The following is a 23,018-nucleotide window of genomic DNA, read 5'->3' as shown; positions in this document are numbered from 1 at the left end:
GTTTACTCCGCCGCGATTGCTTTGGTGGGTTTGGGCTTTGGCTGTGTTTTCGGGGTGGTGCCGTGTTCATATTCCTCAAGGAAATCAAGCACCTCTTGGCGATATGTGTAGTAATCCGGATGTTCCAACAGCGCCTTACGACTACGGGGGCGGGGCAGTTTCACATCGGTGATTTTACCGATGGTCGCCTGTGGTCCGTTGGTCATCATCACCACGCGGTCCGCCAGCAAAATCGCTTCGTCCACATCATGTGTGACGCAGATTGCGGTCACTTTGGTGCGCGACCACACCTCCATCAGCACCTCTTGCAATTCCCAGCGCGTCAGGCTGTCGAGCATCCCAAACGGTTCGTCCAGCAACAGCAATTTTGGCGACAACGCAAAGGCGCGTGCAATGCCGACCCGCTGTTTCATCCCGTTGGACATTGACGCAGCGCCCCGGTCCATCGCATCGGCCAAACCGACCCGTTCCAGATAATATTCCACCACGTCCTGACGTTCGGCTTGGGACGCTTTGGGGTATACTTTGTCCACGCCAATCGCGACGTTTTCCTTGGCCGTCAACCATGGGAACAAGTTGGGGGATTGGAACACAACCGCGCGTTCCGGGTCCGCCCCTTCGACGTGGCGACCATCCAGTTTGATTGCGCCTTTGGAAATGTCGTTCAACCCAGCGGCCATGGTCAGCACCGTGGATTTGCCGCAGCCGGAATGGCCGATCAGCGAAATAAATTCGCCGCGATTTACCTTTAGGTTAAAATCCTCAACCACGGTCAGGGGACCTTTGGGGGTTGGATAGACCTTGTGCAATTGGGAAAAGTCCAGGAACCGTTCGTTGATCATGCCCTTTTGCGCATCTGCCACGGCGGCGGGTACGGCGTGGATCGGCGTCACATCCGGCAATTCGCGGCTGCCTTCGACTTTGGCGTCGATCCCGACCTCCATCAGGTATTTGGTGATGGTGACCCGCAGTTTTTTAAAGTCCGGATCTGTGTTCATATCCCCACGATCCCGTGGGCGGGGAATGTCGATTTCAAACGGATCGGCCAGCGTGCCATCCGGGTTCAAGACAATCACCCGGTCGGCCAGCAAAATCGCTTCGTCGACGTCATTTGTGATCAGAATGCAGGTCTTTTTGTCCTGTTCCCAGATGTCCAGAATTTCATCCGCCAGATTGGCACGGGTCAACGCATCCAGCGCCGACAAAGGTTCGTCCAACAGCAACATTTCCGGATCCAACGCCAAGGCGCGCGCCACCGAAACCCGTTGCCGCATCCCCCCCGACAATTCCGCCGGACGACGATGGGTGGCATGACCCAGCCCCACCATGTTGATGTAATGTTCGGCCTTGGTCTGTTTGTCGGATTTGGACAATTTGGGATGGGCCGCATCGATGGCCAGCATCACATTTCCAAGCACCGTCAACCAAGGCATCAGTGAATAGGACTGGAACACCAGCCCCCGTTCGGGCCCCGGCCCGTCGATGGCTTTGCCTTTGAATTTGACCGTCCCGCTATCGGGTTTTTCCAGCCCGGCAACCAAATTCATCAACGTTGATTTACCGGTCCCGGAAAAGCCGAGGATCGCTAGAAATTCGCCTTCTTTGACCTCTAGGTTGATGTCTTTGAGGATTTCGACGCGGTCCAAACCTTCGCCGAACCCTTTGTTTACATTTGTGAAAACCAGATTTTCCATATTGATCACCGGTTATTTGAAAATGTGAACAGGGATTGCAGCGCAAACATCACACGGTCCAGCAGGAACCCGATGATCCCGATGGTGAACACGGCGACCATGATTTTTGCCAGCGAACTGGACGACCCATTTTGGAATTCGTCCCAGACAAATTTACCAAGTCCGGGGTTCTGCGCCAGCATTTCTGCGGCGATCAAAACCATCCAGCCCACACCCAATGACAGGCGCAACCCAGTAAAGATCAACGGCAGGGCAGAGGGCAAAACCAGCTTGGTGATTTTGGTCCAAGTGTTCATTTTCAACACGCGCGACACGCTGACCAGATCTTTGTCGATCGACGCCACGCCAAGGGCCGTGTTGATCAGGGTCGGCCAGAGCGAACACAGGGTCACGGTGATCGCCGACACGAGGAACGATTTGGCAAAAAGCCCGTCATTGGTCGCATAAACCGCCGACACAACCATGGTGACAATCGGCAACCAAGCCAGCGGCGAAACCGGTTTAAAGATTTGCACAATTGGGTTGATCGCCGCGTTTGCTGACGGGGACAGGCCCGCCAGAATGCCGGTTGGGATCGCGATGGCGGATGCGATCAGGAACCCAAAGAACACAGTCTGGATCGAGGTCCAGATTTGGTTGTAATAGGACGGCGCCCCGGTAAAGGTCATCTGTTTGACCTCATCCGCGCGTCCCGCATCGATCAAACGTTGGTTGCGCTGGTCCACACGTTCCTGAAATTGCGCTTCTTTTTCGGCCTTTTCGACCGCGTCATGGTGCAGGTTGACGGCTTCGGTCCACACCGCAGCCGGTCCCGGAATAGCGCCCAATGATGTCTGAACCCGTGGGGCCAATGTGGCCCACAGCATCAAAAACACCGTAATCGCCAGCAACGGCACGCCCAACAGACGCCAGATGTCTTTCAACTGGCCTTTGGGATTGTCGCCAGCGGCGGCCTTGATCATCGGTGTCAGCCAAGCCAAGCCCAGCACCTGAAACCATTTGTCGGCTTTGTTGATACGGGTGAACAGACGGGCGCGGCGGGCTTCTTTGGCGGCGTCTGCGTCAAAATTTGGATCGGCAATTGTCATCGGGTTTCTCCGGGGAATGGGGGCCGCCCCAACCAGTGGGGCGGCGAAGTTTTAGCCTTGGATTTCGTTGCCAACGACGATCTGGTCGCCCTTGAGCCCGATCGGCAAACTGTCGAGATATGCGTTTGGTGTGCGCCCGTCATAGGCGATACCGTCGATCACATCCTCTGGTGGGGTTGGTGCCTTGTAACCGTCTGTATCCCATGGGAAATCTGCCTCATTGGCCAGACCTTCGTCGACCAGCATACGCGCGGCTTCTAGATAGATTTCGGGTTTGTAGACGGACCGGGCCACTTCGTCATACCAGCTGTCTGGCTGCGCTTCGGTGATTTGGCCCCAACGGCGCATCTGTGTCAGATACCAGACCGCATCGGAATAATAAGGATAGGTCGCATTATACCGAAAGAACACGTTGAAATCAGGCACTTCGCGCACGTCGCCGGGTTCGTATTCAAACGTTCCGGTCATGCTGGCGGCGATCACATCCGCATCTGCCCCCACATATTCCGGGCGGCTTAGGATTTCGACGGCCTCTTCGCGGTTGGCATTGTCGTTTTCATCCAACCAGATGGCGGCGCGGATCAGCGCTTTGGTGATGGCCAAAGTGGTGTTTGGATTTTCTTCGGCAAATTCAGCCGAGATGCCGAACACTTTTTCCGGGTTGTTGCGCCACAATTCGTAATCGGTGATCACAGGCACACCGATGCCTTTGGCCACGGCCTGTTGGTTCCATGGCTCGCCAACGCAATAGCCATTGATGGTGCCGGCCTCTAGTGTGGATGGCATTTGCGGCGGAGGCGTCACCGACAGGAACACGTCAGCGGCGATTTGGCCGGTGATGTTGTCAGCCGAATAATAGCCCGGCTCGATCCCGCCAGCCGCCAACCAATAGCGCAGTTCGTAATTGTGGGTGGAGACAGGGAACACCATGCCCATGTTGAACGGTTTGCCCTCTTCGGCGAATTGATCAATCACCGGCACCAACGCTTCGGCAGAAATGGGGTGCTGCGGGCGGCCATCATCCATAGTGGGGATATGCGGTTTCATCATGTCCCAGACTTCGTTGGAAACGGTGATGCCGTTACCGTTCAAATCCATGGAAAACGGGGTGATGATGTGGGCTTCTGTGCCATAGCCGATTGTGGCGGCCAGGGGTTGACCGGCCAGCATATGCGCCCCAGCCAATTGGCCGTCGATCACGCCGTCCAGAAGCACTTTCCAGTTGGCTTGTGCCTCCAGCGTGACAAACAGGCCTTCGTCAAAGAAATAGCCCTGTTCATAGGCCACGGCCAGCGGTGCCATATCGGTCAGTTTGATGAACCCAAAGGTCAGCTCATCTGTTTCCAGCTCTAACATGTCGGCAAAGGCGGGTGTGGCCAGCAGGGTTGTGGCGGCCAGAATGGCGGAAAGTCGTGTCATGTATATTCCCCGTGTCAGGCCCAATCCGGGAGGGGGATCGGGCAGAAATGCAAAAAAGCCGACGACTCAACTGCCCTAAGAAGCAGAAGGTCGAGCGGCTTTGCTCGGTTCACCCAAAATTTGGGAGTGTTCACTTCAGACAACCCCGTTGCTGCCTGATAATGTTAATGGGACATTTACATAGGTCAGGTTCAAGGCACGTGAGGGGATTTCTGCAACGCAGCAACTACGCCCGCTGCAAATGCACAAAAATTACGCAGAACCCCTAGGTCGGATCAAAAATGCAGCCATCAAAGAATTGGTTGGTCTGCAAAAACAGTTTGCCTGATTCCCCGGCCACAGGCATCGGGTTGTCCACTGCGCCTTCTAGTTTTTCGTTGGCGCCGGGCAAATCCGCCCCTGTCCCGCGCAAAGCGGCGCGATGCAAATCCGGGCGAAACACCGATTTGGCGATGTGGATGCTGTTCACCGGGTCCAATCCGTGCCGAGACGCCAATTGCGCCCCAATCCACGCCGCCTGAGAACGCCATGGAAAACTGGCGGCCCCTGCGTGAAATTCCACAAAACGTTCGGTGCGCCGTTCATCGCCGCGGCTGGAAACCACCAGCCGATTGTTCAAAGACCGGTCAATGATTTCAGCCGAGATATTCAGGCGTTCGGGCTTTGACAGCAATTCCGCAGCAGTGATGCGCGACGATGTTTCCCCAAGCCACCGCCCGGCCCGCCAAACGGCGCGGATCAATCGCGCGACCAATTCGGGTTCGTTGGCGGCCCAGTCGTCGCGTGTCGCCAGCACCTTTTCGGGGGCAAAGGACCAGATCGCGGATCCGGGCAACAGCAATTCACCGACGTTGTTTTCAACCGCAATCGACCCCCAGGGTTCGCCCACGCAAAACGCGTCGATTTCACCGGCTGAAATCGCCTGCGCCATCAACGGTGGCGGCACGGTGCGCACGTCGATCCCATCGGGCATGTTCAGCCCCAGTTTTGACAGCCAATAATACAGCAGCTCGGCATGCATCGAAAATGGGAACGGCACGCCAATGCGCAGTTTTCCGGCCCCGATCAACGCCCGCCCAGCCGCATTCGCATCTTTGAAATCAAAGGCATAGCCTTTGGCGCGCAGCAGATCGGCAATGCGGCGGCTCACCCCGATCACATTGCCATTGACCGACATAACCGACACGGCCGACATGGCAGCAGCGCCCCCGCCCAGCCCCAACGCATTGGCGATCGGTACGGGTGACAACATATGCGCGGCCTCGACCCGACCATAGCTGACCATGTCGCGCAACGCCGACCAAGACGGGGCCTGCACCAGATCCAGCGCCAATCCTTCTTCGGCGGCAAACCCCATATCTTGGGCGACAATCAGCGGTGCGGCGTCGACCAGCGGCATGATTGCGATACGTAAAACGGCTTCGTTCATGACAACAGCTCCGCTGCGGTGACCAGCGCCTGCGCCACATCGGCCACCTTGCGCCCCTGATCCATCGCAGCCTTGCGCATCAAGGCATAGGCAGCGTCTTCGTCGATATTGCGCGCCTTCATCAGCAGGCCTTTGGCGCGATCGATGACTTTGCGTTCCTCAAGTGCGCGTTTGGTTTCGGCCAATTCGGTACGCATCCGCTGGAACATGTGAAACCGGGCAATGGCCGCGTCCAAAATGGGTTTCAATCGTTCTGGCTGCAGACCATCGACCACATAGGCAGACACGCCGGCCTCGATCGCGGCCTTGGTCAAACCGTCATCGCTGCGATCCACAAACATCGCCACGGGTCGGTCCATAGGGGCCGATGCCAGCGCCAATTCTTCGAGTGTGTCGCGCGACGGATTGGCAATATCGATCAGCACCACGTCAGGATTCTGGGTGGATATGCGCCGCGCGAGGCTGGTTTCTTCGGCGATGACCTGAATGTCATGAGAACCGGTTTCGGCCAGCGAATCCACGATCCGCAACGCGCGATCACGATCCTTTTCGACAACAATGATCGACAGTTTCTGGCTCATGCTGCATTGCAGCACAGCGCCCTAATATTGAACAGAACCCGGTGCAAACTATCCGGTCCAGACTTGGATGACGCTTAAATTATGGGCATCCCCCAACAAGATACCCAAAAATTGCGCAAACTGCGTCTGGCGCCTAATCCCCCGGGCAAGGCATCCCAGCCACACCCCAAGCCAGCACATCATCCACATGTTCCTGCAATGAATAAGGCGCGGGTTCACGTCCGCCTCCGGGGTTCCAGGCCCAGTGCAAAATCACGTCGTGATCCAGATGTTGTGCCAATTCCAGGTAATCACGCCCCCCATTGCGGTCCGGATCGCGCAGCTGGTGGCACACCTCTGTTGAGGATTTCCCGAACCATTCTGCCGCAACCGGGGCCAGCATCCATGTGGCGTCCACGCGGGGTGGTTCATGGGGCGTTTCATTGCCCCGCGTCGATGTGGTGTGGCAAGTCGAACAAAGCACGTATTCGACGCCGATCCGGCTTTCTCCGGCATTGATGTTCATCCCGTGCGGGCGGGTTTCACCGTAGCTGGGACCGGACCACATGGGCACGTTTTCAGCGCCTACATGACAATTGGAACACCTTGGATGGGACGCCACATCATAGATGCGATCCCAGGCCTGCAACCCCTGTACCACGCTGACCGAGCCCGCTGCAGGTGGGTTAATTTGGGTGTCGCCCATAGCTGCGCCTGCCACCAAAGCCGCAGGTAAAAGGATAAATTTCAAACACTTGCCCATCACACGAAATCCACAAATTTGTTGAATGGCATTTCACGCAGCCGGGTGCCGGTGGCAGCAAAAATCGCCCCTGCCAACGCCGCCGCCGCGGGTGGAACCGGCGGTTCACCGATGCCGCGCACCTGATCGCCGTTTTCCAATCCCCGCACTTCGATTTCTGGGGCTTGGTACAGGCGCATCCCTTCGTTGAGGTGATAATTGTCCTGATCCGCGATCCCGTCGCGATAGGTCATTTCACAATTCATCGCCATGCCAAGCGCGTAGATCACCCCGCCCTGCACCAAGTTTTCAAAGTTCACTGGATCAACCACGGTCCCCACTTCGGCGGCGACCCAGACCTTGTCGATTTTGATCCCGGCGGGGGTGTTGGACACTTCGATCACCTCGGCGCAATGCACCCCAAAGCTATAGGTCAACGCCACGCCGCGGCCTTTGCTGTCGCCCAATGGACCCTGCCAGTTGGACATGTCGCCGACGGTTTCCAGCACCTTGCGGGCCAGATCGTCATTGCACAGGCGCAACCGTTCGGCCAACGGATCAGCCCCTGCCGCATGGATCAATTCATCCAGCGCGGCATTGTAGAAAAACCCGTTGCTGGACGCCCCGACAGACCGCAGTGAACTGATCGGCGCTAATTCCGGCGCGCGGTATCCAGTGACCCGTTGGTTCGGAATATCAAAGGGTTGGTCCCATGCGCCCGCCACAATCTGGCTGTCTGGCCCCGGAATGTTCAGCCCCTGCCGCCCCATCTGGCTGACAATGACCGATGGCATCGAAATGCCCAGATCAAAGCTGTCGACACGGCCGTCTTTGACGCGGCCTTGCATCCGGGCCATGGCGATTTGGCGGGGGAATTCATGCATCATATCCTGTTCACGCGAATAGGTCAGCTTGACCGGAATACCGGGCATTTGCATCGCGATTTCAGCGGCTTGCTTGACCACTTCGTCCTCAAGCCGATGACCAAAAGACCCGCCCATCATCTGAACATGCACGTTGATCTGATCCGCATCCATGCCGGTGATTTTGGCCAAATTGGTTTGGATCATTCGCGGGATTTGGGTGCCGGTCCACACGTCAACGGATTGTGCGTTCACGCGAACAATGGCGTTAATCGGTTCCAGTGGCGCGTGCGGAACATAGGGCGCGCGCAGTTCGGATGTGATAATGTCGTCACCTTGCAACGCGGTCGATACGTCGCCATCATCCAACATCCGGCTGTCCTGATGGTCCGGGGTGAACGCATCTGCCAAGGCCTGCCAGTGATCGTCCATGTGATCGGGAAACGGCGCGCGGCCCCAATTGGCCTGCACCGCCTGCGCGGCCTGAAAGGCCCGCCAAGTATTGTCGGCCACCACGCCAAAACCACCGGTCACAGGCACCACGGCCTGCACGCCGCGCATGTTCAATGCTGCACTGGCATCAAACCCGATCATGTCCCCGGCTTGAGCCGGATTTAACACAATCGCAGCATGGACCATCCCATCCACATGATAGTCGATCCCATAGGCCTGCGTTCCCGTTGATTTAGCAACGATATCAATACGCTGCATCGGTTTGCCCACATATCGCCATTGCGACGGGTCCCGCAGGGTGACGTCCTGAATGGGCGTAATTTCAGCCGCGATTGGCGCCAGTTCAACATAAGATAACGCCGTCCCATCCGGCAAAATAACAGCGCCGTTTTCTGTTTTCAAAGACGCGCGATTGATCCCGGTTTTGTCTGACGCCGCCTGCTTCAATGTTTCACGCGCGCTGGCCCCGGCTTGGCGCAGTTTCACAAATCCATCCGGTACAGTGGTCGAGCCGCCGGTGATCTGCATGCCCATAAATTTCATGATGGCATCAATGGTTCCATGGGCGATTTGCTGCCCCACGCCCCCGCCCGGCACGGCAAAGGCCGCGGCCTCTTCGGAGAGGGCGGTGTTCCAATAGGCCGGGGATGGCGGGCCGGGGTCGACCTTAATCTGGTTCAGATCCACATCCAATTCTTCGGCGATCAACGCGGCCTGCACGTGATAAACGCCCTGCCCTTTGTCGGCGCGCGGTGTGATCAATGTCACCCCATCCGCGTCGATTTTTACATAAGGGGTCAACGCCGCCTCGCCTTGGTTCAGCCCGTCCAGCAACGGATTGGCCACGTCGCGTCTGTACATATAGGCGCCAAAGGCCACACCGCCGACGATCGCTGCGGACCCGATCATGAACGTGCGGCGGGCTATTTTTCCAACTCGGCTCATGGCTTAGACCCCGTTCAAGCTGGCGGCGGCGGATTTAACCGCAGCGCGGATACGCGGATAGGTGCCACAGCGGCACAGATTGGCAGACATGGCGCGGTCGATCGCCGCGTCGTCGGGGTTGGGGTTAAAGTCCAGAAACGCGGCGGCGGCCATGATCTGACCAGATTGGCAATATCCACATTGCGCGACCTGATGATCGATCCAGGCCTTCTGCACCACATGCAGGGCGTTTGGGGTTCCCAACCCTTCGATTGTGGTGATTTCTGCACCGACCGCATCCGCAGCCGTGACCTGACAGGATCGCACCGCCTGCCCATCCAGATGCACGGTACATGCGCCGCATAGCGCAATTCCGCAGCCAAATTTCGGGCCGGTGATGCCCAATTCATCCCGCAAAACCCACAGCAATGGCATGTCGTCTTCTACGTCGATCTGATGATCGGTTCCGTTCACCTGCAAATGCATTTTGGCCGCTCCGTTGTGGGGTTCTGACCATAGATATAGTGGTCATTTTTGCGTAGCGACTTGCAGATCGCGCCAAAACACTATCAGGTTGCGCCACGTCACCTATGTGAGGCCAAAATGCAAAAAGACCGTTATCCTGTGGTTCAAAACCTCATTCTGATCAGCCGTATTTTGGACATTTCACCAGAACGAGTATTGCAGCGTGCCGGGTTGCCCCGCGACCTTGTTCACAACGAAGGCAAAGGCGTAACCGCCGCGCAGTTTTTCAGCCTTTTCAATGCCATGGACCAAGAAGCCGAGGCCCAAGATTTGCCGATCAAGCTGGGGCGTGCCTTTGCCAAAGGGCCGACAAATGCGGCGATGTTTGCCTTTTCTTGCAGTCCCAACACCGAAGAAGGGATCAAGCGGTTATCCCTGTTCAAACCCTTGGTTGCGCCCTGTGATCTGGGTTTGGAACGCCTGTCGGATTCGGTTGTGATCACAACTCGGTCAGCGGATTTGGAACATCCGATGCCGCCCCGTTTGGCAGCGTTTGAAATGGTGTTTTTTACCGAATTGATCCGCAATCATACGATGTCACATGTGGTGCCATTGGCCGTCAATTTGCCCAGCGATGTGGCGGGCCGCGCCCGGTTGGATCGCTATTTTGGCGTAGCTTCGGGAACCGCGCTTTACCCCAGTTTAACCCTGTCGCTAAACGATGCGCATCGTCCGTTATTTTCCGAAAATGCCGCGCTTTGGGCCGGATTCGAGGACGGGTTAAAACAACAAATGGATGCGCGTAAATCCGAAACGCCCATAACCATACGGGTGCAATCCGCGTTGATGGATTTGTTGCCCGCGGGGCATTCTTCGATCGATGCGGTATGTGGGCGGTTGCATATCAGTCGGCGCAGTTTGCAACGTCATTTGAAACAGGAAAACACGTCATTTCAGGCGATTTTGGACCACACGCGATCCAAATTGTCGCTACATTATCTGGCCCGCCCGGACATGAGCGTCGAAGATATTTCCTATCTTCTGGCCTATCGCGATCCGAATTCGTTTTACCGTGCGTTTCAGAATTGGACCGGAAAAACCCCAATGCAGGCCCGCCAAGACGCGCTGCATTAGGGCCTGAAAACAAATACTTAGTTGTTGAACAAGAAATGCAGAACGTCGCCGTCTTTGACTTCGTAGGCTTTGCCTTCGGCGCGCATTTTACCGGCTTCTTTGGCCGGGGCTTCACCGCCCAATTCGACAAAATCCGCATAGGCGATGGTTTCTGCGCGAATAAACCCTTTTTCGAAATCTCCGTGGATCACGCCCGCGGCCTGCGGGGCAAGCGTGCCTTCTTTGATGGTCCAGGCGCGGGCCTCTTTGGGGCCGACGGTGAAATAGGTCTGCAGGTGCAGCAATTCGTAACCGGCGCGGATCAACCGATCCAGGCCCGCTTCGTCCAGCCCCATTTCCGACAGGAACATGTCCGCCTCATCTGGCTCTAGCTGGCTGATTTCTTCTTCGATCTGGGCCGAAATGATCACATGGGCATTGCCTTCGGCGGCGGCCATTTCGGCAACCTTGGCCGAATGATCATTGCCGGTTGCCGATTCATCTTCGCCCACGTTGCAGACATAAAGAACCGGCTTGGTGGTTAGCAATTGCAGCATTTTCCACGCTTTCAGGTCGTCTTCGTCGACCTCCACCACACGGGCGGGTTTGCCATCCTCAAGCGCGGCCATCGCGGCGCGCATCAACCGTTCCTGTTGCACGGCTTCTTTGTCGCCACCGCGCACCTTGCGCACGATGTTTTGCAGGCGTTTTTCGATGCTTTCCATGTCGGACAGCATCAATTCAGTTTCGATGGTCTGCGCATCGGCCACCGGATCGACGCGGCCATCCACATGGGTCACGTCGCCGTCTTCGAAACAGCGCAGCACATGGGCAATGGCGTCCACTTCGCGAATATTGGCCAGAAACTGGTTGCCCAGACCTTCGCCTTGGGACGCGCCTTTGACCAGACCGGCAATGTCGACAAATGTCATGCGGGTCGGGATGATGTTGGCGGATTTGGCAATCGCAGCCAGTTTATCCAGACGCGCATCAGGCACGCCCACTTCGCCCACATTGGGTTCGATCGTGCAAAACGGAAAGTTCGCAGCCTGCGCAGCGGCGGTTTTGGTCAACGCGTTGAACAACGTGGATTTGCCAACATTCGGCAACCCAACAATCCCCATTTTGAAACCCATGATCCGACCCTTTGTAATATGGTTTGCCGCCTTTTATGCGGATGTATTCACCACTGCAATGCAGGTCATGCTAGAAAGGTGCGGTTTCAACTTTGCAGGGCAGGCAAATGCCGATTGGGGTGGCCCTCTTTTCCCAACGGGGTCGGGCTGTGGCGGAATCGATGCTTTTCCTATGGGTTTCCTTTCTGCGGGGCATTGATTTTCCGGGTTGAATTCGCCAAACCAAGCGTAACTTAATCGAGGAAACCCAATGTCCCGGATCGACGCAAAATTTGCCGCCCTTCAGGCCCAAAGAAAAAAGGCCTTTGTTGCCTATGTGATGGCGGGCGATCCCGACTATGATACGTCCCTTGAAATCATCAAAGGTCTGCCCGGGGCCGGCGTTGATATTATCGAACTGGGCCTGCCATTTACCGATCCAATGGCCGATGGCCCCACGATCCAACTGGCCGGGCAACGCGCGCTGGCGGATGGTCAAACACTTGAAAAAACGCTGCAAATCGTGCGCGAATTGCGCAAAGACGACACCACAACGCCGGTTGTGCTGATGGGGTATTACAACCCGATTTACAATCGCGGCGTGGATACGTTTTTGGTCGATGCCAAAGAGGCCGGTGTTGACGGTCTGATTGTGGTCGACCTGCCGCCCGAAGAAGACGACGAATTGTGCATTCCGGCGCAAAAGGCGGGGTTGAACTTTATCCGTTTGGCCACCCCGACCACAGATGACCAACGTCTGCCTGCCGTTTTGCAAAACACATCCGGCTTTGTGTATTACGTGTCGATCACGGGCATCACTGGCGCCGCCGAGGCCCAGTCAGATGCCGTCGCCCCAGAAGTGGCCCGGATCAAATCCGCCACAGACCTGCCGATCATTGTCGGCTTTGGCGTGCGCACACCCGACACGGCCCAAGCGATTGCTGGCGTCGCTGATGGCACTGTTGTAGGGTCCGCAATCGTTGAAAAAATCGGCAATGGCGACAGCCCGGAACAGGTTTTGGCCTTTGTCAAAACCCTAGCCGACGGGGCGCACCGCGCCTGACGCCCTGCCCTGATTAGGCCGCTTTGGGTGGGTAAAGCGGGGTGAACAGCCCTTTGGATTGCGCGGTTTGAACATCCGCTAGCAGATCGCGCTCCAACGCTTCGAACAGATCATCCAGTTTATCAATCACGTAATATAGCGGTTGATGAATATCGATCCGGTAGGGCGTGCGTAGGATGTCCAACACGTCAAATGGGCGACGCACCACATCTTTGGCCAGAACCGCATGGGGCAATTCGGTGGGCGACGATGCCAGCCCCGATCCCAACGCTTTGATTTCACCATTTTCGCGGGTCAGACCAAATTCGATGGTGAACCAATAAAGACGGATCAACCAAGAATACTGATCTTTGGTGGCGTTTTGCCCGGCCTGCCCGATCGCTTGGGAAAACCGCGCGAACCGATCATCGGTCAGCAATGGTGTGTGACCGTAGATTTCATGAAAGATATCAGGCTCTTCGATATAGTCGAAATCTTTGCGGGACCGGATAAAACTGGCCGCCGGAAAGGTTTGTTCTGCCAACATGTTAAAGAATGTTTTGAATCCAATCAACGCAGGAACTGGCGCCACGGACCAGCCGGTCAACCCCGCCAGTTTCGCTGATATGTCAGGGCATTGCGGCACGCGGTTTGTGGGAAGGTCCAGCAATTTCAACCCTTTCAAATAGGGCTGCGCCATATGGGTTTGCACCGCCTCAGACTGCGCCGCCACCAAATCTGTCCAGACGGAATCTTCGTCGGACGTATAGGCGATATATCCCTGATCATCGGGGATTTTTGCGGTGTAATCTGTGGATTTCGGCATGGATTTCTCTCTTTGTTATGTCCAATCAGCGTTGCAGAAATTGCGCGAAAAATTCCCCCTCTTTTTGCTGAATATTGATCCTATGGGGCAAAATGTGCTTCATTAGAGGCAAAACTGGGAATGATTTGCCTTGGACACTTTAGACGCCACCGATCGCCGCCTTCTGGAATTGCTACAGCATGACGGAAAAATGAGCCTGCAGGAATTGGCAGAGGCAACAAATTTGTCGACCTCCCCATGCTGGCGACGCATTCGCAAACTCGAAGAGTTGGGCGTGATCAATCGCTATGTTGCGGTGCTGGACCGGCGGAAATTGGGGTTGCACGCCATGGCCTATGTGCAGGTGCAATTGATCGACCATTCCGAAGACACAATCGGCGCGTTTGACCGTTTTGTACAAACCGAACCGCAGGTGGTGGAATGTGCATCGATCACCGGATCCAATGATTACATGCTCAAGGTGGTCGCGCAGGACCCTGAATCTCTGGAAACGTTTCTGCTGAAACGCATTCTGCGGCTGGGTTTGGTGCGGTCGTCGCATACCCATTTTATGTTGCGTCAGACCAAATCCAGCACCGCATTGCCGGTGTGACTTGCCTTTAATGGCATAAATTGGTAAAGGTCTCTTACCAATTCATCCGAAAGCACCTGCCATGCCTGTGATTACCTGTATCGATGACCTGAAACGCCTGCACAAACGTCGTGCGCCTAAGATGTTTTACGACTACGCCGAAAGCGGCAGCTGGACCGAACAGACGTTCCGGGAAAATACATCGGATTTCGATCAAATCCGCCTTCGTCAACGGGTGGCGGTGGACATGTCCAACCGCACCACCCGCAGCAAAATGATTGGTCAGGATGTGTCCATGCCCGTCGCATTGGCCCCCGTGGGCCTGACCGGGATGCAATGTGCAGATGGCGAAATCAAAGCCGCGCGCGCTGCGGAAAAGTTTGGCGTGCCCTTTACCCTGTCAACCATGTCGATCTGTTCCATCGAAGATGTGCGCGAACAGACCAAGGCGCCGTTTTGGTTTCAGCTCTATGTGATGCGCGACGAAGACTTTGTGGACAACATCATCGCAAGGGCAAAAAATGCCGGTTGTTCTGCGCTGGTCATCACCCTTGATTTGCAAATCCTAGGACAGCGTCACAAGGATCTGAAAAACGGCCTGACTGCGCCGCCCAAATTGACCCCGTCGACCCTGCTTGATCTGTCGACAAAATGGCGCTGGGGTTTGGGCATGTTGGGCACCAAACGCCGCACATTTCGCAACATCGTGGGCCATGCCAAAAGCGTGGAAAACATGAATTCCCTACATTCCTGGACGGCAGGGCAATTTGACCCGCAATTGGATTGGGACAAAGTTGCCAAGTTGAAGGAAAAATGGGGCGGCAAAATCATCCTCAAGGGGATTTTGGACGCCGAGGACGCGAAAAAGGCCGTCGAAGTGGGCGCCGATGCCATCATCGTGTCCAACCATGGCGGTCGTCAGATTGACGGATGTCTGTCATCGATCAAAATGCTGCCGTCGATTGTTGCGGCTGTTGGCGGACAAATCGAAATCCATCTGGACAGTGGCATTCGGTCCGGTCAGGACGTGCTAAAGGCCTTGGCGATGGGTGCCACAGGCACCTATATCGGACGCGCGTTTATCTATGGGCTTGGCGCGATGGGCGAAGCGGGCGTGACCAAGGCGCTGGATGTCATTCGCACGGAATTGGACACGACGATGGCCCTATGCGGCCGCCGCGATGTGACCACGCTAGGCAAAGATATCCTATTGATCCCAAAGGATTTCGAAGGTGACTGGCAGGCCTAGCGCCGCCGCAGGATCACAGCAAACGGGATGGCGAGCAGCAACACGCCTGCCACCCCAACATAGGACCAGCGCAGCCCGACATATTCAGACGAAAACCCCATCAAGGTCGGCGCGATAAAGAAACCCGAAAATCCGATCACAGCGACGCGGGAAATCGCCTTGGTGCGGTCCTTGGACGAAACACGTTTGCCGACAATCGCCAGACCAATGGGGCCAATGACCGACACGCCCAGACCCAGCACGCCAAAGCCCAGATAGCCCATCATCGGGGAGGTCGCCCCGGCGGCGATCAGCGCCCCGCCCGCCGCGATCAGGGCCGCGACAATCACCACGCTGGTTTCGCGAAACCGTTCCGATACGGCCTGTCCGGAAAACCGCCCAATGGCCATGGTGATGCCCAACATGGCCGGACCCAGCGCGCCTTCGGCGGCGCGCCCTAACAAAGTGCGTTCGATATGCAGGGCCGACCATGCTTCAACCGTGGCTTCGGACATGAATGCGATCAGGGTCACCGCCCCGCACAACAACACAATCGACCAGGACGCATTGCCGCCTTCGTCAGCGTCGTCGACCTCTGCTGGGGTCATGATCAGGCCCGGTGTCAGTGCCAAGGTCACCAGCCCAACGATTGCAAACACGTAAATTGGCTGCAATCCAGCCTCTCTTGCGACGCCCGTTAACAGGGCCGAAATCGCATATCCGACGGAAAACATCGCGTGATTGGCATTCATCAAGGTGCGCCCGGACTGGGATTCAAGCTCACTTACGCGGGCATTCATGATCACGTCCAGCACGCCCGACGCCATGCCCACCATCATGATCGCAAACGCAAATAACAGCGGCGTGGTGATCAGCGGTGGAAACATCCAGAAAACCGCAAACATCACCGCCGCGATCTGCATGCCGCGCGCGCCCAGCCATTGATCGACCCTGGGGGCCAGCCACATGGCCGACACCAACCCAATGGACGACCCCAACAATAGCTGCCCAAACAGCGCATCCCCGGCCCCCAGCTGGTCTTTGATGACGGGGACCTGCGCGGCAAATGCGCCCCAGAACAGACCAATGATGGTAAAGGCGCGGGCGGGGCGATGGGATAGCTTCAAAGCGCTTTGAATAGACATAATCCATAAGACTCACACTTAACCTTCCAAAGCAAGCGCCAAAGTGGGTTTGCCCCTTTTCAAATGGGGAAATCACCGCTATAGGCACCGCTTCACTGGGCGCAATGCGCGCCCTCATTTGAAAGTGAGTCCCGATATTGGGATGCGCGAGATGAAAGGACATACCATGGCTGGTCAAATTCCAGATCTTATTGCAGAAGCCCGCGAAAATTCCGGCAAAGGTGCAGCACGCGCCGCACGCCGCGCAGGCAACGTTCCCGGCATCGTTTATGGTGGCGAAGGTGAGCCACAGGCGATCAACGTGAACTTCAACATGCTGTTGAAAAAATTGCGTGCTGGCCGTTTTATGTCGACATTGTTCAACCTGAAAATTGAAGGCCAAGAAGACGTTCGCGTTATCTGCCGCAATGTTCAGCGTGATGTTGTCAAAGACCTGCCAACACATATCGACCTGATGCGCCTGCGTCGCACATCACGGGTGAAATTGTTCATCCACGTCGAATTCACCAACGAATCTGCGGCACCCGGCATCAAAAAGGGCGGCGTTCTGACGGTTGTTCGTCCCGAAGTTGAGCTGGACGTTCTGGCGGGTGAGATTCCTGAGCAAATCGTTGTTGACCTGACCGGTCTGGAAGTTGGCGATACCATCACCATTTCCAACGTCACATTGCCAGACGGCGCAAAGCCAACGATCGACCGTGACTTTGTGATCGCAAACATTCAGGCTCCGTCCGGTCTGCGCTCTTCTGACAACGAAGATGACGGCGAAGGCGAAGCAGAAGAAGCTGCTGCTGAAGAATAAATTGCAGAAATGCGATGCGAACGGCGCCTTTGGGCGCCGTTTTGCGTTTTAAGATTGCAAAAAAGCGATCCGGGCCGCGACATCGGCCCAAGTTGGTTCATCCACCGCGCAGATCAAAACGCCGTCACTGATATGGGCGTCATAGTCGCGACCATCCAACATCCGTGCCACACCGCCGGCCTCTTGGACGGCCAAAGCGCCAGCCAGATGGTCCCACGGGTTCAATTTGGCCGACACGCAGAAATCAACATGGCCTTGGGCCAGCATCCGGTATTCATGACAGGAACAGCGCAGCGATAACACGCGGCGAAATTCCGGAAATGTTGCAGCCAATTGGTGTTGCTGTTCTTTGGTGAACAAAAACAGCGGAATATATCCCGTTGGCGGCGTTGCGCCCTTTGATGGGGGGATCGCGCGGTTCTGAAACATCGCGCCCTGCCCGGTGCTGGCTTCGACCCAATCCTGCAATACCGGATCATAAAGCAGACCAAAAACCGGTTTGCCAAACTGCGTCACCGCCAAAATCACCCCAAAAACCGCCAGACCATGGGCAAAATTCCACGTCCCATCCACCGGATCCAAAACAAAGGCCAACTCCGCCCCCGCCAAATCTGCCAACACAGCAGGATTGGCCGCGACCGCCTCTTCTCCGATCACCAATGCATCTGGAAACCGCGCTGAAATCCGTCCTGTCAGGCAATCTTCGGATCGCAGATCGGCTTCGGTCACCAGATCATCGGGCGCAGATTTCGATGCGATCTGATCCACAGACAAATGGCGGAACCGCGGCATGATTTCGGTTTGTGCAACCTCGCGCACTTGGGCAATCAACCAATCTTTGTCGTCGCGGTTTAATGGGCAGGTCAATGTCATCACAAATCTCTCTTTCATTCGGCGCATGCCCCTTCTGGAAATGCGGCCAAAGACAGGGTACAGACCGGATATGAAACTTTTTGTTGGATTGGGCAATCCTGGCCCGAAATATGCGCAAACCCGGCACAATATCGGCTTTATGGCCGTGGACCAAATCGCGCGCGATCATGGATTTCCGTCGTTTCGAGCGAAATTTCAGGGCGAAGTCAGCGAAGGCCGTATTGGGTCTGATCGCGTTATCCTACTGAAACCTATGACATTTATGAACCTTTCGGGTCAATCCGTGGGCGAAGCGATGCGGTTTTACAAATTGGACAGCACTGATGTGACCGTGTTCCATGATGAACTGGATTTGGCCCCCGGCAAGGTGCGGTTGAAATCCGGTGGCGGGCATGCGGGGCATAACGGGCTGCGTTCGATGCACCAACATATCGGTCCACATTATGACCGCGTGCGTCTGGGCATTGGCCATCCGGGTCACAAGGATGCGGTTTCGGGCTATGTGCTGCATGATTTTGCCAAGGCCGATCAGGACTGGCTAGATGATGTGATCCGTGGCATTGGCGATGGGGTGGGGTCGCTGGTGGCAGATGATGGACCACAGTTTTTGAACGCCATTGCCCGGCGTGTGGCCCCGGCGCGGTCCTCAACCAGCAAACCCAAGCCAAAGCCAAATCCGCCCGAACCAGAGGCCGAGCCAGACACCCGCACAGCCATGCAAAAACTGGCGGATCGGTTCAAATGACGGATCGTTTGCGCGCGGCATTTCGCTGGCAGGCCGGGGCGTGCCGTGATTTGGGATCGCCATTTATGGGGCAGCTTTGCGATGTTCTGGCGCAGCGGTTACAGCCCGGAACGGCGCTGACGGATCGGATGTTTGACTGGCCCGGGGATTTGTCCCCAAAGTCCGAAAGCGTGCCGTTGCGTCTATGTGGTGCGCTTCATGCGCTGCGGCTGTCGGGTCGTGCTGGGCTGGAACAGGTCTATCCGCCGCATCACGTCAGCGACGATGAGCTTTGGCAAGCCATTGAAAAGACGTTGATATCAGAGGCGGGCTTTGTCGATGATTTCATCAATTCACCGCCCCAAACCAACGAAGTGCGCCGTCAATGCGCATTGATCGCGATGGGGCATTTCCTGACCCAAACCTATGATCTGCCGATTGTGCTGTCCGAATTGGGGGCCAGTGCGGGGTTGAACCTGACATGGGATCGCTCGACGTTGATCGCGGGTGATGCCCAATTAGGACCGGATAAACCAGTGATGGTGCTGCGCCCTGAATGGACCGGCACGCCACCAACCGGCCCGCATCCCAACGTTGTGGAACGGCGCGGCGTTGACCTGAACCCGCTTGATCCGCATGCAGACAGCCTGCGGCTGCGGGCCTATCTGTGGCCCGACCAGCCAGAGCGTCTGACCCTGACCGCAGCCGCGATTGACGCGGCAGAGGGCCACGTGGATCGGGCGGACGCGATTGACTGGATTGAACAGCGCCTGACCCCGCGCACGGGCCATTTGCACCTGATTTATTCCACCATCGCGTGGCAATATTTCCCAAAAGCGTCCCAAACTCGCGGCACCGACCTGATCGAAGCAGCCGGGGCAAAAGCCACCACTGAAACACCGTTGGCATGGTTCGCCATGGAGCCAGATGATCAGAAACCCGGTGAGCAAAAGCCGGGGGCTGCGATGACACTGCGATTATGGCCCGGTGATCTGCGATTTGATCTGGGGCGCGTTGATTTCCACGGGCGTTGGATCCATTGGGATCCACAACAGCATTGATTTGGCGGGTCTTTTTGTGATTGGCTGGTCCTATGGAAAAAGATGCATCAACCAATGTTTTGGGCAAAGCCCTGACATCCTGTTCCACCAATCCGGTGACCGGCTATTTTCGCAACGGGGCCTGTGATACCTGCGCCCAAGACGAAGGCAACCACACCGTCTGCGCCGTGATGACAGCCGAATTTCTGGCCTATTCAAAATATGTAGGCAATGACCTGTCCACACCCCGGCCCGAATTCCATTTTGCGGGGCTAAAGCCGGGCGATCAATGGTGTCTGTGTGCGGCGCGATTTTTGCAGGCCCATGACGAAGGATGCGCGCCATTGGTGTCCCTGACGGCCACCCATGAACGGGCATTGGACATTGTTTCATTGGATATTCTGGCGCAACATGCCCTGCCCGTTTCGGATGGTCCGGCGGAATAAGCCGAGGTTCCTAAACAAAAAAGGGCAGCCAAAAGCTGCCCGATTTAAGCTATTTTTCCAATGTCTTAATCTTCGGCCGAGCGGCCTTCTGTGTCGGACATGTCAAAGCCTAGATATTTCGCCACCGTAAAGATGTCTTTGTCGCCGCGCCCGCACATGTTCATGCAGATGATGTGGTCCTTGGGCAGGGTTGGTGCGATTTTCATCACATGGGCCAATGCGTGGCTGGGTTCCAACGCGGGGATGATACCTTCGGTGGAACAGGACAATTGGAACGCTTCCAACGCTTCTTTGTCGGTGATCGACACGTATTTGGCGCGGCCGATTTCATGCAGCCAGGAATGTTCCGGCCCGATGCCCGGATAATCAAGGCCCGCCGAGATCGAATAACCGTCCAGAATCTGACCATCATCATCCTGCAACAGATAGGTCCGGTTGCCATGCAGCACGCCGGGCCGTCCACCGGTCAGGGATGCGCAATGTTCGACCTTGTCGTTCACACCTTTGCCGCCAGCCTCGACACCAATAATATTCACCGATTTGTCGTCCAGAAACGGATGGAACAGACCGATCGCATTGGACCCGCCCCCGATAGCGGCGATTAATGTGTCGGGCAAACGGCCTTCGGCCTTTTGCATCTGTTCGCGCACTTCTTTGCCGATGATCGATTGGAAATCACGCACCATCGCAGGATAGGGATGCGGCCCAGCCGCGGTGCCGATGCAATAAAACGTATCCGCCACGTTGGTCACCCAGTCACGCAGCGCATCGTTCATCGCATCCTTTAGCGTACCCCGGCCCGATTGCACAGCGACCACTTCGGCGCCCAGCAGACGCATGCGGAACACATTGGGCGATTGGCGCTGCACATCATGCGCGCCCATATAGACCACACATTTCAGGCCAAATTTGGCACAAACCGTCGCGGTCGCAACGCCGTGCTGACCGGCCCCGGTTTCGGCGATGATCCGGGTTTTGCCCATGCGCCGCGCCAGAATGATCTGGCCCAACACGTTGTTGATTTTATGCGCGCCAGTATGGTTCAGCTCGTCACGCTTCATGTAAATCTTGGCACCGCCCAGATGTTCGCTCAGCCGTTCAGCGTGATAAAGCGGGCTGGGACGGCCCACGTAATGGGTCCACAGATCATTCATTTCCGCCCAGAAACTGTCATCGGTTTTGGCAATTTCGTACTGCTCTTGCAGCTCTAGGATCAGCGGCATCAATGTTTCAGAAACAAACCGCCCCCCAAAGTCGCCAAACCGTCCCCGTTCATCAGGGCCGTTCATGAAGGAATTGAATAGATCGTCTGCCATTTTGCTCTCCTGGTGCGGATACCAAACAGACCTAGCGCCCCCTCTGGGGCGGGGCAAGGCTCTGGGGTGGCAAAAACACACGGACATGTATGTTCTTGGGATGAATAATGGTGATTGGGGCTTGGCGCGCGATCAGGCCTTGGCGGCGCGCACAAAGGCATCGATCAATGCTGCGTCTTTGATGCCGGGTGCAGATTCGACGCCAGTGGACACATCGATCTGTTTCGCACCGGTGCGACGCACGGCTTCGGCCACGTTGTCAGGGGTCAGCCCCCCGGCCAACATCCACGGTTTGGTCCAATATTTGCGATCCGCCAGCAGCGTCCAATCAAAGGCCAGCCCGTTGCCGCCCGGCAGATCTGCGCCTTTGGGGGCTTTGGCATCAATCAGCAATTGATCCGCCACCTGGGCATAAGCATCGATTTGCGGCAAATCCGCGACGTCACGCACACCGATGGCTTTCATCACCGGCAATCCATAACGGGCTTTGATTTCCGCCACGCGTTCGGGGCTTTCGCTGCCATGCAGCTGCAACATATCCAGCGGCACCTGATCGGTGATCGCATCCAGCTGCGCGTCATCCGCATTGACCACCAGCGCCACCTTGGCAATGCCCATAGGCACGTCCACCGCCAACGCAGCAGCATCCGTAGTGCTGACAGCACGCGGGGATTTTGGGAAAAAGACAAAGCCGATATAGGCCGCACCAGCATCTGCCGCAGCGCTCACCATCTGCGGAGTTTTCAGCCCGCAAATTTTCACTTTCACATCGGTCGACATGGCTTAGCTGGACTGCTCCAGCAGCGCCAGAACCTCGTCTTTGCCTTCATGTTTCTCGGCCTTCAGCCGGTCCACTTCACGACGCAGACCTTTGGCCGCACGTGTTTGGGATTTTGCTTCGGCGCGGAAACGATGTTCGCGCAGCCATTCCCACATGAAGCCGACCAACAGGCCAACCCCAACGGAGGCCGCAATGACCACATATAAAGGCAGTTCGATCACTGGGGACATGCCCAGCAAGTCAGCCAAGAATTCAGGCATGGCGCGCAATGTCACCAACCCACGATTAGCTAATCCGACCGCAATCAGACAGATAGCCACAATGGCCCAGAAGCCGTAACGAATATAACGCATAGCGCT

Annotated in this window: 23 protein-coding genes; 8 read left to right on the top strand and 15 right to left on the bottom strand. The window is 56.4% G+C overall.

The window, feature by feature from the left end; genetic code table 11:
• Nucleotides 1-2: 2 nt before the first annotated feature.
• The 8 genes from AB1F12_RS04500 to AB1F12_RS04465 form a co-directional block, all read right to left on the bottom strand.
• Nucleotides 3-1,694 carry an ABC transporter ATP-binding protein gene (locus AB1F12_RS04500; protein WP_368186891.1) on the bottom strand — a complete coding sequence of 564 codons (1,692 nt, stop codon included), beginning with the start codon at nt 1,692-1,694 and terminating at the stop codon, nt 3-5.
• A gap of 5 nt (nt 1,695-1,699) precedes the next feature.
• The gene (locus AB1F12_RS04495) at nt 1,700-2,782 is read right to left on the bottom strand and encodes an ABC transporter permease (RefSeq protein ID WP_368186890.1); all 1,083 of its coding nucleotides are present in this window, start codon (nt 2,780-2,782) and stop codon (nt 1,700-1,702) included.
• A gap of 51 nt (nt 2,783-2,833) precedes the next feature.
• Nucleotides 2,834-4,201 carry a CmpA/NrtA family ABC transporter substrate-binding protein gene (locus AB1F12_RS04490; protein WP_368186888.1) on the bottom strand — a complete coding sequence of 456 codons (1,368 nt, stop codon included), beginning with the start codon at nt 4,199-4,201 and terminating at the stop codon, nt 2,834-2,836.
• A 265-nt stretch (nt 4,202-4,466) separates the two neighbouring features.
• Complete coding sequence (locus AB1F12_RS04485; RefSeq protein WP_368186886.1) at nt 4,467-5,630, bottom strand: ABC transporter substrate-binding protein; 1,164 nt, start codon at nt 5,628-5,630, stop codon at nt 4,467-4,469.
• On the bottom strand, nt 5,627-6,211 hold the full coding sequence (locus AB1F12_RS04480) for an ANTAR domain-containing response regulator (protein WP_368186884.1): 585 nt from the start codon (nt 6,209-6,211) through the stop codon (nt 5,627-5,629). The genes AB1F12_RS04485 and AB1F12_RS04480 overlap by 4 nt, the downstream gene beginning before the upstream one ends.
• A 133-nt stretch (nt 6,212-6,344) precedes the next feature.
• Nucleotides 6,345-6,941 (bottom strand): hypothetical protein, encoded by a 597-nt coding sequence (locus AB1F12_RS04475; RefSeq protein ID WP_368186883.1) that lies wholly within the window; start codon nt 6,939-6,941, stop codon nt 6,345-6,347.
• An 11-nt stretch (nt 6,942-6,952) separates the two neighbouring features.
• The gene (locus AB1F12_RS04470) at nt 6,953-9,193 is read right to left on the bottom strand and encodes a molybdopterin cofactor-binding domain-containing protein (protein WP_368186881.1); all 2,241 of its coding nucleotides are present in this window, start codon (nt 9,191-9,193) and stop codon (nt 6,953-6,955) included.
• A gap of 3 nt (nt 9,194-9,196) precedes the next feature.
• Entirely contained in the window at nt 9,197-9,658 is a 462-nt protein-coding gene (locus AB1F12_RS04465) for a (2Fe-2S)-binding protein (protein WP_368186880.1), read from the bottom strand.
• 117 nt (nt 9,659-9,775) lie between these two features.
• On the opposite strand from AB1F12_RS04465, the gene AB1F12_RS04460 reads away from it, so the two are divergent.
• A complete protein-coding gene (locus AB1F12_RS04460) occupies nt 9,776-10,771 on the top strand; it encodes a helix-turn-helix domain-containing protein (RefSeq protein WP_368186879.1) in 996 nt (331 codons plus the stop codon).
• Between the two features lie 17 nt (nt 10,772-10,788).
• On the opposite strand, the gene ychF is transcribed toward AB1F12_RS04460, so the two are convergent.
• A complete protein-coding gene (gene ychF, locus AB1F12_RS04455) occupies nt 10,789-11,886 on the bottom strand; it encodes a redox-regulated ATPase YchF (protein ID WP_368186877.1) in 1,098 nt (365 codons plus the stop codon).
• A gap of 250 nt (nt 11,887-12,136) precedes the next feature.
• Between ychF and trpA the strand changes: the two genes are divergently transcribed.
• A complete protein-coding gene (gene trpA, locus AB1F12_RS04450) occupies nt 12,137-12,928 on the top strand; it encodes a tryptophan synthase subunit alpha (protein WP_368186875.1) in 792 nt (263 codons plus the stop codon).
• Between the two features lie 13 nt (nt 12,929-12,941).
• On the opposite strand, the gene phhA is transcribed toward trpA, so the two are convergent.
• Nucleotides 12,942-13,733: a phenylalanine 4-monooxygenase gene (gene phhA / locus AB1F12_RS04445; RefSeq protein WP_368186874.1), complete on the bottom strand. Its 792-nt coding sequence runs from the start codon at nt 13,731-13,733 to the stop codon at nt 12,942-12,944.
• Between the two features lie 130 nt (nt 13,734-13,863).
• On the opposite strand from phhA, the gene AB1F12_RS04440 reads away from it, so the two are divergent.
• Both AB1F12_RS04440 and AB1F12_RS04435 read left to right on the top strand, forming a co-directional pair.
• Nucleotides 13,864-14,325, top strand: a complete 462-nt coding sequence (locus tag AB1F12_RS04440) for an Lrp/AsnC family transcriptional regulator (protein ID WP_368186872.1) — start codon at nt 13,864-13,866, stop codon at nt 14,323-14,325.
• A 61-nt stretch (nt 14,326-14,386) separates the two neighbouring features.
• Nucleotides 14,387-15,553 (top strand): L-lactate dehydrogenase, encoded by a 1,167-nt coding sequence (locus AB1F12_RS04435; protein WP_368186871.1) that lies wholly within the window; start codon nt 14,387-14,389, stop codon nt 15,551-15,553.
• On the opposite strand, the gene AB1F12_RS04430 is transcribed toward AB1F12_RS04435, so the two are convergent.
• Nucleotides 15,550-16,677: an MFS transporter gene (locus AB1F12_RS04430; protein ID WP_368186870.1), complete on the bottom strand. Its 1,128-nt coding sequence runs from the start codon at nt 16,675-16,677 to the stop codon at nt 15,550-15,552. The two genes, AB1F12_RS04435 and AB1F12_RS04430, sit on opposite strands and share 4 nt — an antisense overlap.
• Nucleotides 16,678-16,843: 166 nt before the next feature.
• On the opposite strand from AB1F12_RS04430, the gene AB1F12_RS04425 reads away from it, so the two are divergent.
• Nucleotides 16,844-17,479 (top strand): 50S ribosomal protein L25/general stress protein Ctc, encoded by a 636-nt coding sequence (locus tag AB1F12_RS04425; RefSeq protein WP_368186869.1) that lies wholly within the window; start codon nt 16,844-16,846, stop codon nt 17,477-17,479.
• A 48-nt stretch (nt 17,480-17,527) separates the two neighbouring features.
• Here the strand turns inward: AB1F12_RS04425 and AB1F12_RS04420 are convergent, their stop codons facing one another.
• Complete coding sequence (locus AB1F12_RS04420) at nt 17,528-18,370, bottom strand: inositol monophosphatase (RefSeq protein WP_368186867.1); 843 nt, start codon at nt 18,368-18,370, stop codon at nt 17,528-17,530.
• A 52-nt stretch (nt 18,371-18,422) separates the two neighbouring features.
• Between AB1F12_RS04420 and pth the strand changes: the two genes are divergently transcribed.
• The 3 genes from pth to AB1F12_RS04405 are packed head-to-tail and all read left to right on the top strand — an operon-like array spanning nt 18,423 to nt 20,562.
• Entirely contained in the window at nt 18,423-19,097 is a 675-nt protein-coding gene (pth, locus tag AB1F12_RS04415; RefSeq protein WP_368186866.1) for an aminoacyl-tRNA hydrolase, read from the top strand.
• Nucleotides 19,094-20,137 carry a DUF2332 domain-containing protein gene (locus AB1F12_RS04410; RefSeq protein ID WP_368186864.1) on the top strand — a complete coding sequence of 348 codons (1,044 nt, stop codon included), beginning with the start codon at nt 19,094-19,096 and terminating at the stop codon, nt 20,135-20,137. The genes pth and AB1F12_RS04410 overlap by 4 nt, the downstream gene beginning before the upstream one ends.
• A gap of 32 nt (nt 20,138-20,169) precedes the next feature.
• Nucleotides 20,170-20,562 carry a DUF2237 family protein gene (locus AB1F12_RS04405; RefSeq protein ID WP_368186863.1) on the top strand — a complete coding sequence of 131 codons (393 nt, stop codon included), beginning with the start codon at nt 20,170-20,172 and terminating at the stop codon, nt 20,560-20,562.
• A gap of 65 nt (nt 20,563-20,627) precedes the next feature.
• Here AB1F12_RS04405 and trpB read toward each other — a convergent pair whose 3' ends face one another.
• From trpB to AB1F12_RS04390, 3 genes are all read right to left on the bottom strand, one after another.
• The gene (trpB, locus tag AB1F12_RS04400) at nt 20,628-21,878 is read right to left on the bottom strand and encodes a tryptophan synthase subunit beta (RefSeq protein ID WP_368186861.1); all 1,251 of its coding nucleotides are present in this window, start codon (nt 21,876-21,878) and stop codon (nt 20,628-20,630) included.
• Nucleotides 21,879-22,010: 132 nt separating this feature from the next.
• The gene (locus AB1F12_RS04395) at nt 22,011-22,658 is read right to left on the bottom strand and encodes a phosphoribosylanthranilate isomerase (RefSeq protein WP_368186860.1); all 648 of its coding nucleotides are present in this window, start codon (nt 22,656-22,658) and stop codon (nt 22,011-22,013) included.
• A 3-nt stretch (nt 22,659-22,661) separates the two neighbouring features.
• The gene (locus AB1F12_RS04390) at nt 22,662-23,012 is read right to left on the bottom strand and encodes a LapA family protein (RefSeq protein WP_368186858.1); all 351 of its coding nucleotides are present in this window, start codon (nt 23,010-23,012) and stop codon (nt 22,662-22,664) included.
• Nucleotides 23,013-23,018 lie beyond the last annotated feature (6 nt).

The sequence above is a fragment of the Aestuariibius sp. HNIBRBA575 genome, from assembly GCF_040932005.1.
Taxonomy (GTDB): Bacteria; Pseudomonadota; Alphaproteobacteria; order Rhodobacterales; family Rhodobacteraceae; genus CANLNM01.
The sequence above is the reverse complement of the archived record's forward strand: the minus strand, read 5'-3'. Positions and strand labels throughout refer to the sequence as shown.